At 73.8% G+C, this 12855-nt stretch carries 9 protein-coding genes, 1 tRNA gene and 1 pseudogene; 4 read left to right on the top strand and 7 right to left on the bottom strand.

Annotated features, from left to right (window positions below):
• Nucleotides 1-167: 167 nt before the first annotated feature.
• The 3 genes from ACZ6X9_RS24585 to ACZ6X9_RS24575 all read right to left on the bottom strand — a co-directional run bounded on the left by ACZ6X9_RS24585 (nt 168) and on the right by ACZ6X9_RS24575 (nt 3077).
• A complete protein-coding gene (locus ACZ6X9_RS24585; RefSeq protein ID WP_469780167.1) occupies nt 168-698 on the bottom strand; it encodes a SigE family RNA polymerase sigma factor in 531 nt (176 codons plus the stop codon).
• Between the two features lie 589 nt (nt 699-1287).
• A complete protein-coding gene (locus ACZ6X9_RS24580; protein ID WP_469780166.1) occupies nt 1288-2124 on the bottom strand; it encodes a glycoside hydrolase domain-containing protein in 837 nt (278 codons plus the stop codon).
• Nucleotides 2125-2750: 626 nt separating this feature from the next.
• Complete coding sequence (locus ACZ6X9_RS24575) at nt 2751-3077, bottom strand: hypothetical protein (RefSeq protein WP_469780165.1); 327 nt, start codon at nt 3075-3077, stop codon at nt 2751-2753.
• Between the two features lie 750 nt (nt 3078-3827).
• On the opposite strand from ACZ6X9_RS24575, the gene ACZ6X9_RS24570 reads away from it, so the two are divergent.
• On the top strand, nt 3828-4496 hold the full coding sequence (locus ACZ6X9_RS24570; RefSeq protein ID WP_469780164.1) for a GGDEF domain-containing protein: 669 nt from the start codon (nt 3828-3830) through the stop codon (nt 4494-4496).
• An 88-nt stretch (nt 4497-4584) separates the two neighbouring features.
• On the opposite strand, the gene ACZ6X9_RS24565 is transcribed toward ACZ6X9_RS24570, so the two are convergent.
• Nucleotides 4585-5088 (bottom strand): carboxymuconolactone decarboxylase family protein, encoded by a 504-nt coding sequence (locus tag ACZ6X9_RS24565; RefSeq protein WP_469780358.1) that lies wholly within the window; start codon nt 5086-5088, stop codon nt 4585-4587.
• A gap of 245 nt (nt 5089-5333) precedes the next feature.
• On the opposite strand from ACZ6X9_RS24565, the gene ACZ6X9_RS24560 reads away from it, so the two are divergent.
• Entirely contained in the window at nt 5334-6275 is a 942-nt protein-coding gene (locus ACZ6X9_RS24560; RefSeq protein ID WP_469780163.1) for an FG-GAP repeat domain-containing protein, read from the top strand.
• A gap of 153 nt (nt 6276-6428) precedes the next feature.
• On the opposite strand, the gene ACZ6X9_RS24555 is transcribed toward ACZ6X9_RS24560, so the two are convergent.
• Together ACZ6X9_RS24555 and ACZ6X9_RS24550 are read right to left on the bottom strand one after the other, a co-directional pair.
• Nucleotides 6429-6515: transfer RNA gene (locus ACZ6X9_RS24555), tRNA-Ser, on the bottom strand.
• A 95-nt stretch (nt 6516-6610) separates the two neighbouring features.
• The gene (locus ACZ6X9_RS24550; protein ID WP_469780162.1) at nt 6611-8176 is read right to left on the bottom strand and encodes a S1C family serine protease; all 1566 of its coding nucleotides are present in this window, start codon (nt 8174-8176) and stop codon (nt 6611-6613) included.
• 358 nt (nt 8177-8534) lie between these two features.
• Between ACZ6X9_RS24550 and ACZ6X9_RS24545 the strand changes: the two genes are divergently transcribed.
• Nucleotides 8535-9383, top strand: coding sequence for a glycerophosphodiester phosphodiesterase (locus ACZ6X9_RS24545; RefSeq protein WP_469780161.1), 849 nt, complete (start codon nt 8535-8537; stop codon nt 9381-9383).
• 243 nt (nt 9384-9626) lie between these two features.
• A pseudogene (locus tag ACZ6X9_RS24540) lies at nt 9627-10281 on the top strand (ATP-binding protein).
• 268 nt (nt 10282-10549) lie between these two features.
• Here the strand turns inward: ACZ6X9_RS24540 and ACZ6X9_RS24535 are convergent.
• A complete protein-coding gene (locus ACZ6X9_RS24535; RefSeq protein ID WP_469780160.1) occupies nt 10550-11518 on the bottom strand; it encodes a DUF5926 family protein in 969 nt (322 codons plus the stop codon).
• Nucleotides 11519-12855 lie beyond the last annotated feature (1337 nt).

The raw sequence follows: 12855 nt of genomic DNA, 5'->3' as shown, positions 1-12855 counted from the left end.
GTTGGCTCGCGGCCCCTTGCGCTGTCCGTGGCTCGCGGTCCCTTGCGCTGTCCGTCGTCCCGGCCTGTTACTCGATTCGTCGTCCCACCCGTGCGCGGTCCGTCGCCCCGGTCCGTCACGCGACCCGTCACCCCCGCTCCGTCACGCGACCCGTCGCCCCCGCTCCGTCAGGCGGCCCGCGCCAGCTCCGGGTCCTCCCGCAGTTTGCCCAGGGCGCGCGAGACGGCGCTCTTGACCGTGCCGATCGAGACGCCGAGCAGCTCGGCGGTCTGCGCCTCGGTGAGGTCCTCGTAATACCTGAGGACGACCATGGCCCGCTGCCGGTCCGGGAGCCGGTGCACCGCGCGCCACATCGCGTCGCGCAGTGCCTGCGCTTCCGCCGGGTCCGGGGCGGGCGGCGTCTCGCGCTCGGGGAGCTCGTCGCAGGGGTATTCCTCGACCTTCCGCTTGCGCCACTGCGAGGTGCGCGTGTTGACCAGCGCGCGCCGGACGTAACCGTCGAGCGCCCGGTGGTCCTCTATCCGCTCCCAGGCCAGGTAGGTCTTGGTGAGCGCGGTCTGCAGCAGGTCCTCGGCGTCGCTGGGGTTCGCGGTCAGCGAGCGGGCGGTGCGCTGGAGCACCGGACCGCGTGCCCGTACATACGACGAAAAGGACGGGTACACGGCAGTGGATGCACTGGGGCACACGGTCGTGGTCATGACTCAACGCTAGGAGCGCCCTCGTACCCGGCGGATCGGCCGCAAGTGCCGAAGACCGATCCCCCTCAGGTCGTACTGGTGGGGCTGCCCCCACCTCCTGGAGGGGTAGACGGCGCGACGGCGGTATCGGTCCGGGCGGGCGGAACGGGGGCGGGGAGGCCACGAGGGGGCGGCGGACGGCCGGGGCCGGCGCTCTGACCAGGGCCGGGGCGAGGAGGGGAGGAGTCGGGGAGGGGAAGGAAACCGAGGAGGGGGGCGGAGTCGGGGAGGTGGCGGAACCGGGGTGGGGAAGGAAACCGGGGAGGGGGCGGAGTCGCGGTCGGGGTAGCGGTCGCGGTCACGATTGGGGTCAGGGTCGGGGCCCAGTGAGGCCTCTGCTCTGCGGCCCGGCCGGCGGGGCTGGCAGGGCCTGTGTGGTCGGCGGGGTCTGGACCGGCGAGGTCCGAGCCCGGGCCGGCGGGGTCGGCCCCCAAGGCCTCCGCTCCCTTGCGTCCCCGCTTCCCGCATCCCCACGTCCCGGTATCCCCCGCCTCCCCTGCGTCCACTCCGCCCTGGTCCCGCCCTGGTCCCGCCTCCCCCTCCGCCGCGATCACCCGATGACGGCCACCGGTGCGTCGACCAGGTCCCGGTCGATCGTCAGCTTCCGGCCCCCGTGGGTCTCCGTGACCTCGCCGGCGTACTGGTGGATGCGCCGGTGGGGCTGCCAGGCGTACCGGGAGAGGGTGCGCTCGTGTTCGGTCGAGGCGGTGACGCGCCAGCGGGCGAACCACATCACCGACGGCAGCGACTTGACGCCCGCGCGCCGGGCGCGTTCCATGTGCCGGATCCCGGACTCAGCGCTGCTGTAGAAGCCGGAGATGTAGCCGTTCCGGGTGACCGTGCTGCTCCAGGACCGGACGAACGCCAGGGTGACGGCGGCGCAGTCCTCGTCCCTGTCGTTGTACGCCTCCATGTCGAGGTAGATCGGGCTGCCCGGCAGGATCCCGAGCCGCCGCGCCTTCTCCACCGCCTCGACGGCTTCCTCCGCCCCCTGGTCCTCCGGCTCGTCGCCGATGGGGATGACCCTCTTGGTCTCCGAGCGGACGCAGGGCGACTGCGAGCCGACGTACAGCGGCAGCACGCGCCAGCCGAGATCACGGGCGCCGGTGAGCCACGTGTGACTGAGCCACCGCTGGCGGGGGCAGGCCCGCCCGTCACCGGCGAAGTAGACGCCGACACCACGGTAGGGGGACGTCTTCCACGCCCTCAGCGTCACGAGCGACGGGGCCTGGCAGGTGTCGAACGCCCGGCCCCGGAACACCGCGCGTGCCTTGGCCATCGGCGCCTTCGCGTCGGCCGCCGTGGCGGGCGCGTAACCGGCCGGGAGCTGGGCCATGCCCGCCATCAGGGCGACGAGATATCCGATGATCCTTCTTCGTGCGTCCATACGGCGAAGTCAAGGTCCAGGATCCCATGGGCCTTCGCTGACACGCCCTCCATTCATCCGTCTGGCCCGAGAAGCAGCCCGGACGTGGGAACTCCGGCTCCAGGGTGACGAAACCGTTGTTTCGGTACGTTCCGCCGTACGTTCCACCATCGACGACGAGCGACCGCGCGGCGAGTACCGGGGCACCCTCGCGCGGCCGTTCAGACCCTGTTCCGTTCCCTGTGCGCTCTCGTCACCTCACCCCTTGGCCCGCCGTTCGGCCACCTCAGCCCCCCTCGTCCCCCTGAACGCCTTGGGCTCTCTGATCTCCTCGAGTCTCTGTACTGCCGGAAGCCTCCGAACCTCCGGGTGTCCCCCGCCACTCCTGGGATCCACAGCCCGTGCCGCCCGCTCCCACACCTCTCGCCCTCGTGTGACGCCACCCTCGTTGGCCCTCCCTGGCCCTGTAGGCCCCCCGGGCCCCCTGGCCTCCCGGACCGCCCACCGCCCAGCCGCCACCGGTCACCACAGTCCCCCTCCCCCGGCCCCGCCCCGAAAACCCCTGTGGCTACAGTCGGCCGGTCACCTCTGCCGCTTCGGCCGCCAAGGGAGGTTCGGAGCGGGGCGGTGGCCCTGGTCGGCCGGGGTCAGTCGTCGTCGTGGATATTGGCGAAGACGACCCGGACGTTCTCCTGCTGGATGGCGGTATGGCCGGGGCCGGTGACACTCGCGGTGTTGTCCTGGTTCGTGGCTCCGGTGCCCGTGGCGACCTGTTGGGTGGTCGTCGAGTTCCCATGGTTGCTGCCTCCGACACCACTGCCGACGACACCGGCGATCGCCGCGTTGGAGCCCCTGTTAGCGAGTTGCCCCCGGGGACCGTCGTCGGCCTGCGCCGTGCCGGCGAAGAGGAGGGCCGCCATCGGGAGGGCGGCGACCGCGGCGAGGATACGGGCTGCCGTGCGGGTGCTTGCCATGTCATGCCTCCATACAGAACTGCTTGCCCTGGCAAGGCGGTTGGCCGGCCGCCCTGCGGATCATCGACGTCGCGACAGCAGATTTGCCCACCGAATTCCCACCGAACCCCCTGCTGCTCCCCATTCCCTCGCAAGCATGACGTTCCCTGGATAAACCTTCACCACCTCCACAGGTCCCCGCATCCCGCCGCACACCCTCACCCGGTCACCCCGATCGCCCGAAAACCCCACGGGACAAACCGTTTCCCTGCTGTTCCGCCCGGGCGTACTCCCCCGCCGCCTTGATCACGCCGACCGGTGAACACCGGGTAACGGCCACGGGCGGGGACCGTCGGCTCCCGGGCGCCGGGCTCCCTGGACGGCGGGGGACGCCGGCCTCGTTCGCCGAACGCCGTACAACCGGCTCTGTCCGACGGACGCCGCGCAACGGGCTCCGTTCGACGGAGGCCGTGCAACGGGTTCCGTTCGACGGCAACAGCCCTCCGGCTGCGGCCAGACGGTGAACAGTGACGGCAGGACCCGACCGATCCGCCCGCCCCGGGCCGGCCGGGTGAGCGCTCGGCGCCGAACTCCGCCGCGCGGCACGGACGTTGGGGACGCTCCGTTCGCCCCTCCCCTTCACAGCGCCCCGCAAAAACCGCACTCCACAACCCATAGACCCAAAGATCCAGAGGCCCGAAGCCCCGAAGCTGCCAAGCCCCGAAGCCCCGAACCTCCCGAAGAACCACCGATCGCACGGGAAGGCACCCCATGACGAACCTCATATTCCAGGTCCTGCCCATCGCCGCCCCGACCGTCGGCTGGGCCGCCCATGCCCTCTTCCTCGCCCGCCGCCTCCGTACCGCCCGCACCGACCCGCTCACCGGCCTGATGCGGCGGGAGGAGTTCACCTCCCGCGCCCAGCGCGCGGTGCGCCACCCGCAGGCCGCCGTGCTGCTGTTGGACCTCAACGGGTTCAAGCAGATCAACGACACGCACGGGCACGCGGTGGGTGACCAGGTTCTCGCCGCCGTGGGGCGCCGGCTCGCCGCGTGGTGCGCCGCGCGCGGCGGCTTCGCCGCGCGGCTGGGCGGCGACGAGTTCACCGCGGTCGTCCGCCTGGACCCCGACACCGACCCGGACGACGAGCTGACCTACGGCCTGTCCGCCCGGCTCTCCGCCCCTCTCGACGCGGGAACCGTCACTCTCGCCCCTCGCGCCTCCATCGGCCTCTGCCACACCGCACACCGTCCGGGGGCCGCCCTCTCCGAACTCCTGCGCGGCGCCGACGAGGCCATGTACACGGCCAAGCGTCTCGGCGCCCCGTGGCGGCCGGCCGGCCGCGTCGGCACGTACCCCACGGTGGCCGGACGGCGCGCCGGCCGGCCGGGTACGCACCTGACCCTGCTCACGCCGGTCCGGCGCAGGGCCGCCTCCTGAACCTCGCGGCGGCGGCCGCGCGCCGCGTCCGCCGGGCGGTGGGGGGCACACCACCCGGCGGACGGCGCGCCGTCACCCTCTCACCGCTTCACTTCCACTGCTCGGAGAACGTCCGCCCGGGCACCGGCTTGGCGATGAGGGCCAGCGGGATGAAGAAGCCGACCTGGCCGATCGCGACCGTCAGCGTCGCCAGCTCCTTCTCGTCGTAGTGCTCGGCCACCTGCGCGTACAGCTCGTCGGACACCCGCTCACCGTGCGTCGACGGCTGGAACACCGCCTCCGCGAGCGCCAGCGCGGCCCGCTCGGCGGGGGTGAAGTAGGGCGCGTCCTGCCACGAGGACACCGCCGTGATCCGCTCCTCTGTCTCCCCGGCCTTACGGAGCAGGTCCGTGTGCAGCATGGTCAGGTACGTGTTGCCGACGATCTGACCGGCCCGCAGGTGGACCAGGCTGATCGTGCGCCGCGGCACCGTCCGGTTGCCCACGGCCTTGAACAGCGCAGCCGACACCTCCGCCATCTCCGGAATCAGCTCCACCGGGTCCGACATCCGGGACTCCGCCGCCACCTCTGCCGTGATCGCGCGCTCCGCCATCGTCATCTCCTCCTCGATCCGCCACCACCGCGGCCTCGCCGCCGTGTTGTTCGCTGTCATCGCACTGACGGACCCGGCCGTACGAGTGTGACCGACAGGCGGCTGTGATCCGGGGCACAGGACGCACGGCACCACGCCACGCCCCACCCGCCGCTCCACCGGAACCCTTTGGGGCACCGGTATGAAGATCGGGAGAATAAGGCGGGCGCGTCCGCCCTCAGGAGGCGCCGCAGACATCGTTCCGTATGACCTTGGAGCCTTACGTGACCCAGTCCTCCCGGCAGGCGCGCACCCTGTCGCGTCTCGTCACCTCGGCGATCGTCGCCGCTCTGGCCGGCGTCGGTGCCACCGCCGGCACCGCGGCCGCCGCCGGTCAGGGCGGCGACGCCCCCGCGACGGCCGGGCCGAAGAAGAGCACGGCACGGATCACCGCCAAGGCCGGGTGGCGCGCACCGACGCCTCTCGCGCCGTCGTTCTTCCTGTCCGGCATCCTGCGGTCGGGCCAGATGTACGTCTACCAGAACAACGGGATGGGCGGATTCGAACCCCGCTCGGGTGGCTACGTCTGGCCCCACCTCAAGTACGTCGCCTCGGTCGACCCGGATTTGACGGGCTATCAGGACGGCGCGTACCACGTCATGGACGACGGGACACTGAACCTCTGGCGGGGCGGTGAGCTGAAGCGGGTGGCCGGCGGCTGGGGCCGGTACGACAACGTCTTCTCGCCCGGCACGCTGACCCACGCCGCCCACCCCGACCTGCTGGCCCGCGACAGGCAGGGTGCCCTCTGGCGCTTCCAAACCAAGGCGAACGGCTCGCTCACCCCCGGCACGAAGATCGGCCCGGGCTGGGGCCGGTACACGCGGATCACCGGCCTCGGCGACCTGAGCGGCGACAAGCGGGCCGACATCGTCGCCCGGGACAAGCAGGGTGTCCTCTGGCTGTACAAGGGCACGGGCGACGCACGGAAACCGTTCGCCGCCCGGACGCGCGTCGGTGGCGGCTGGAACCGGTTCGACCGGCTGGTGACCACGGGCGACGTCGACGCCGACGGCCACAGCGACCTCCTCGCCCGCGACCCCAAGGGCGTCCTGTGGCTCTACCGGGGCACGGGCAAGGCCACCGCGCCGTTCAAGGCCAAGACGAGGATCGGCACGGGCTTCAACCAGTACCGCGACCTCTTCTGACGCCCCCACCCGGCGGGCACCCTTCCGCCCGGCCGGGAAACGACACACGCCCGGAGAACGGCACCACGCCAGGAGAACCGCGAAGCTGTCGGACTCCGAACCCCACAAGCCGAAGCCCCCGGCCCGTTTCCCGGGCCGGGGGCTGTTCGACAGCGGAGGCTGAGGGATTTGAACCCTCGGTGACATCGCTGCCACGACGGTTTTCAAGACCGTTCCCTTAGGCCGCTCGGGCAAGCCTCCCCGCGCCGGGCTGTCCGCCGTGGCGCGGGGGAAAGCCTACCGGGTGCCGGTTGGGGCGGGGAGACCCAGAGGTCGGGGCGGGGGCGGTGGGCGGGTTACTTGTCCTTGTCGCCGGTGCGTTCGCCCAGGACGATGTCCGTCGTCGTCTGCTTGCCGTTGCGGATGTAGGTGATCGGGACCTTGGTGCCGGGCTTGTGCGTCCAGATCTCGCTGATCAGGGTCGGGCCGCTGTCGATCTTGGTGTCGGCGAGCTTGACGATCACGTCGCCGGACTTCAGGCCGGCCTTGTCCGCCGGGCCGCCGGGCGTCACGGCCGCGGTGCCGTCGGTGCCGTTGTCGGCGATGCGGGCGCCGGCGCCGGCGTCCTTCATGAGCACGGTGGCCCCGATGACGGGGTAGACCGGCTTTCCGGTTTTGATCAACTGCTCGGCGACGTTCTTCGCCTGGTTGATGGGGATGGCGAAGCCCAGCCCGATGCTGCCGGACTGGCCCTGGGAGCCGGGGAAGCCGCCGCCGCTGTTGGCGGACTGGATGGCCGAGTTGATGCCGATGACCGCGCCCTGGGCGTTGAGCAGCGGGCCACCCGAGTTGCCGGGGTTGATCGAGGCGTCGGTCTGCAGGGCGCTCATGTAGGAGGGGTTGCCGCTGCCACCTCCGTCGCTGGAGGCGACGGGGCGCTTCTTGGCGCTGATGATGCCCGTGGTGACGGTGCCGGAGAGGCCGAACGGGGCGCCGATCGCGACCGTCGCGTCCCCGACGGCGGTCTTGTCCGAGTCGCCCAGCGGGAGGGGGCTGAGCTTGGCCCCGGACGGGTTCTTGAGCTTGATGACCGCGACGTCGTAGCCCTGGGCGCGGCCGATGACCTCCGCGTCGTACTGCTTGCCGTTGGAGAACGTCACGGAGAGCCGGCCGCCCTCGGCGGCCGAGGCGACGACGTGGTTGTTGGTGAGGATGTGACCCTCGGTGTCGTAGACGAAGCCCGTGCCGGTGCCGCCCTCGCCGCCGCTGCCCTGCGCCTCGATCGTCACGACGTTGGGCAGCGCCTTGGCGGCGATGTCCGCGACGGAACCGGGCGTCCTGCTGGCGGTCTTCGGATCGCCGGGGGCCGAGACGGTCGTGGAGGAGGTGTCGCTCCGGTTCGCCGCCCAGTAGCCGATGCCGCCGCCGGCCGCCCCGGCGACCAGCGCGGCCACCAGGACCGCCGCCGCGAGGCCGCCACCGCGCCGGCGCCGCAGCGGTTCGGGGGCGCCCCAGGGGGCGGCCAGCGGTACGAGCGGGCCGCCGTGCCCGGCCGCGTCCTGCGGGACCGGGCCGTACGTCGTGGGGGCACCCGCCGTCGGGGCGCCCGCGGCGTTGAACCACTGGCCCTGTTCAGCCGACGGGTGAGGCGTCTCCGCGGACGGGTGAGGCGTTCCGGGGGACGTTTCGGGAGGCGTTCCGGGGGCCGGCGGAGCGGCCGGGGCGTGGGGGACGGCCGGCGGTTGCCCGGTCCGTCCGTCCCGGTCCTCCGGCGCCGCGGAACCTGCGGGCGGCGCGGCCGGCGCGGCCGGGGGAGAAGCCGGCGCGGGCGGCGTCGACGCCTCCGTGGCCCCCGGAGCCGGAGACCCCGTCCGCGAACCATCCGGGGAAGGAACAGTGGCGCCCTCGTTCTCGGTGCTCACGGTGGTCTCCTCATCACGTGCGTCGGTTCGTTCACGGCCGGAGCCGCTGCGGGACGGGCGGGGCCACGCCGGAACACCTACCCGGGTCAGCCTTTCCCATGGCCCGTCAGGCCGCCGTAAGCGGACCCTGTGCGCCGCCGCGCCACCCGCCCCGCCGCGCGGACCCGGGACCGGCACCCGGGCCTGGGCGGCCCCCGGTGGTGCACGGCACGGCGCGGGACGGCACGGACTGCGCGGACGAGCGGGATCCGCCGGAGCGGCCGGGCCGGGCGGCGCGGCGACCCGGACGGCGGCCCCGCCGGGGCGACCGGACAAAGGTCCCATGCGTGATTGTGCCAGGCGGTGGCACCATAACGCGGTGACCACTGCGTACCCGGCCCCCGCGCCCCGCCCGGGAAGCCGCCCGCCGGCCGTCGTCGCCCACCGCGGCGCGTCCGAGGACGCGCCGGAGCACACCCTCGCCGCGTACCGGAAGGCGATCGAGGACGGCGCGGACGCGCTGGAGTGCGACGTCCGGCTGACGGCGGACGGGCACCTCGTCTGCGTCCACGACCGGCGCGTCAACCGCACGTCCAACGGGCGCGGAGCCGTCTCGTCCCTGGAACTGGCCGACCTGGCGGCGCTCGACTTCGGGTCCTGGAAGGGCCGCGCGTCGGACGCGGAGGCGCCCGACACCGAGACGACGGGCCCCGGCGATCCGGCCGACACCGCCGTCCTCACCCTGGAGCGGCTCCTCGAACTCGTCGTCGACGCGGACCGCCGCGTCGAGCTCGCCATCGAGACCAAGCACCCGACGCGCTGGGCAGGCCGGGTCGAGGAACGGCTCCTCGCCCTCCTCGGCCGCTTCGGCCTCGACCGGCCGCCGCCCGGAGAACCCCCGGCCGTAAGGGTGATGAGCTTCTCCGCCCGCTCCCTGCACCGGATCCGGGCCGCGGCGCCCGCCCTGCCCGCCGTCTACCTGATGCAGTTCCTCTCGCCGCGGCTGCGCGACGGCCGGCTGCCGCCCGGCGTCGGCATCGCCGGGCCCGGCATCCGGATCGTGCGCGCCCACCCGGACTACGTGGCACGGCTGCACCGGGCGGGACACCAGGTGCACGTGTGGACGGTCAACGAGCCCGAGGACGTCGAACTGTGCCTGCGGCTGGGCGTGGACGCGGTGATCACCAACCGGCCGAAAGCGGTGCTCACGCAGGTCGGGCGGCGCTGAGGCGGGTCGGGCGTCTTCCCTGGGCAGCGCGGGCGTCACCCCGTGGGAGCGCGGGCATCTCCCCGGGGCAGCGCGGGCGTCTCCCCGGGGGAGGAGGAACGGGCCTCCGCCGGGGGCGGGAACCGGTGCCGTCCGGAAGCCGCCCGGAAGCCGTCCGGAAGACCGGAGCAGGCGTCCGCCGGAGGCCGGCCGCCGGGCCCGGTCACCGCGCGCCGTCGGACGCGTCCGCACGCCCCCGCGCTCATGACAGGGTGTGCCCCGGCGCGTTCGGTACGTGTTCGGCCGGTCCGAGTGACCCCACCGGACCCGGAGTGGCCGGTTTCCGGTCCAGGCCATTGGGGCATCCATCCCCTGACGTGGGGCAAAGGAGGTCTCGGGGGTGGCGTTGGTGGTGGCACAGGAGGTGCCCACGTCGTCGATCATGGCCGTACCCCATGGTCCCGCCGGTGTGGGCGAAGCGAGACACCGCATGCGTGAGGACCTGCGAACGAGCGGGGTACCGGATCCGGTCATCGACGACGCCGTACTGATTCTTTCGGAGTTGCTCAGCAACGCGTACCGGCACGGGCGCCCGCTGAGCCGGGAGCACGGCACGGCACGGGCCGACGGCAACGGCGGCGTCCTCGCCGCCTGGCGAGTGGACGAGCGCGGACGGCTCACCGTGGAGGTCACCGACGGCGGCGGGCCGACCCGTCCGTTTCCGGCCACGCCCTCGGTCACGGCCCGCGGCGGCCGTGGACTCAACATCATCAGCGCGCTGTCCCAGGAGTGGGGCGTACGCGACACGTCGGGCGAGGTGACGGTATGGGCCGCGCTCTCCGCCCGCGCCGGTTTCGCTACGCGCGTCGACCTTACGGCCGAGCTCGACTTCTCCGACCTGGACGGGCTGGCGGGGTGACGGGCTGAGGGCCTGAGGGGTCGGCGGACGACCGCATGGGCCGCCGGGTGGCGGGCCGACGTGAGGGTGTCGCCGCCGGGGCAGCGGTCCCGTCACTGACGCGCCGGCGGGCGCGGCAGGTCGGGGGCAGAGCCGGTGGGTCCGAGGGGGCCGAGGGACCTGAGGGACCCGGCGGGCCCGAGGGGACGTACGCCGGGCTCCGTGCCGTCCGGCCCCGGAGGGCCGGACGACGACGGGCACCGGAACGGGAAACAGCGTTCCGGAACGGTCAGTTGAGCGTGACCTGACGGCTGTTCAGGCCGCTGCGGGCCCGGCGCTCTTCGCCGGACAGGGGCGACTCGTCGGCGAGGGCCTTGTTCAGCCGCTCCGCGAAGGCCGCGGCCGGCTTCTCGACGTCCGCCGCGCCGACGCCGGTGGGCAGGTCCCAGACGGGCACGGTCAGGCCGTGGGCGCGGAACGAGCCGACGAGCCGGGTGCCCTCGCCGAGTGAGGACTCACCGGCCGCGTGCAGCCGCGCCAGCGCGTCCAGCAGCTTCTCCTCCGGGTGGGTCATCACCCAGCGCAGGTGGTTCTTCTCGGGCGTCTCGCACCAGTACGCGCCCTCGACGCCGGTGAGCCGGACGGTGGGGATCGCGGCGGCGTTGGCCCGCTCCAGCGAGGCGGCGACCTCGCCGGTGGCGTTCTCCGGGTTCTCGACCCAGAACTCGAAGCCGGTGTGCACCTCCGGCTCGAAGGGTGCCGAGAGGTCGAGCAGGTCCTGGAGCCGCGGCCCGTCGCCGCCCGTGCGGGAGCCGGTGACGGGGGTGCCGGGCTCGGCGGCGAGGGCGCGCCGGAGTGTGTCCGCGAGGTCGCGGCTGAGGTCACCGGTCGCGGTGTCGTTCTGCAGGCCGAGCAGGACGGCGCCGTTGTCGCGGCGCAGGGCCGGCCAGGCCATGGGCAGCACGGTCGCCAGGGTCACCGAGGGAACGCCCTCGGGCAGCCCGTCCTTGAGGGTGAGCGGCACGGTGGCGGCGGGCACCAGCTCGCGCAGGGCGACCCAGTCGGCCTCGCCCGGCAGCCCCTCGAAGGGCCGCTGAACCAGCTCGGCCGCGGCGTGCGCGGCCTGCTGGCCGTGGCACGCCTTGTAACGGCGGCCCGAGCCGCAGGGGCAGGGCTCGCGGGCACCGACGACGGGGATCGGACCGTCGACGGCCCGCGGCGTGGCGGCCTTCGTCTGGGGGCGGCGCTTCTTGGCCATGGCGTGCGTGTCTCCCGATCGATGCGTCCGACTCCGGACTTCCGGGCCCCGGCCCGTGGCGCTCCGTTCCCGGATGCCTCACGTCCGGATCTCCGGTACCGGATCTCCTGTCGCCGGAACGCCGACGTCCGGCCGCCCACCTGGACGCCCGGCCGCCGGTCCCCCGGCTGCCGGCCGGATGCCTCCGGCCCGTACGGGCGCGAGCCTAGCGCCCGGCCGGACGCGGACCGCCGCACGCACCCTCCGGGCGTCGGGAGTCCGGGCCGGACGACTGCCCGTCGTCGCACGTCGCACGTCATGCGCCACCCGCACAGACACCCGCATGGACACGGGCACAGGCGCCGGCCACAGGCACAGGCCCCGGCGCCGGATCCGGCGCGGTTGCCGGGGGCCCGGCCCGGCAACCGCCGCGTACGAGACGGGCGGCGCCCGCGCACCGCGACGGACGACCGCCGCCCTCGCATGACCGCAGCAGGAGCCCCCCGTTTCGGCCGCCCCACCCGGCTCCCGTCGGAGCGCTCGGCTCGCGAGGCCGCCGGGCGGCGAGCCGGACGTACCGTCCCGGCACGCGGCGTCGGCATCGACCGGACCACGGGCCGTCACGGCTCCCGCGCACGACCGCTGACACCCTGTACCCCTCGGGGCCGGCCGCGGCGGGCCCGCCCACCCGGCGTCACCGGCGGCATCGACGCGCCGGGGCCGGCGCACCACCCGTTCCCCGCACGCGGCACCGCGGACACCCGGCCGCGGCCTCGGTTCCCACATGTGCCGCGCTCGATAGCCCTCCCGAACACCGGACTCCGCACACCGGATGCGGCGAAGCAGGCCGCGTGCCGGTCGTCCCGGTGTCCCACGTCGACGCGTGGGGGCTACGACGCGCCACCCGCCCACCGATCCTTCGGCCCTCGCCCGGCCGCCCTTCGGCACTCCACGGACGGGGCGCCGACGGAACCGCCCGATGCCATACCGCACCACCGCGCGGGGCCGCCCGGGCACCACCGGCCCACTGCCTCCACAGCCTCGCCCGACCACCCATGGCACTCCCCAGCGGGACTCCGACAGAACCGCCCGACGCCGTACCGCACCACCCCGCGGGATCGCCCGGGCGCCACCAGCCCGCCGCCTCGACAGCCTCGCCCGACCACCCATGGCACTCCCGAGCGGGACTCCGACGGAACCATCCGTCACCGTTCCGCACCGCCAAGCGGGCGCTGCCACTTACCCGCCGCCCCCGGTTCCCGTCCGGCCGCTCATCGCTCCCCTCGGGCAGGGCGGCGCCGGGCGGAAGCGCCTGTCGCTGTTCCGCACCGCCGCCCGGGGCGCTGCGATCCGCCCAC

Source organism: Streptomyces sp. NPDC052910, from assembly GCF_055585605.1.
This window is presented reverse-complemented; position numbering and strand designations above follow the sequence as displayed.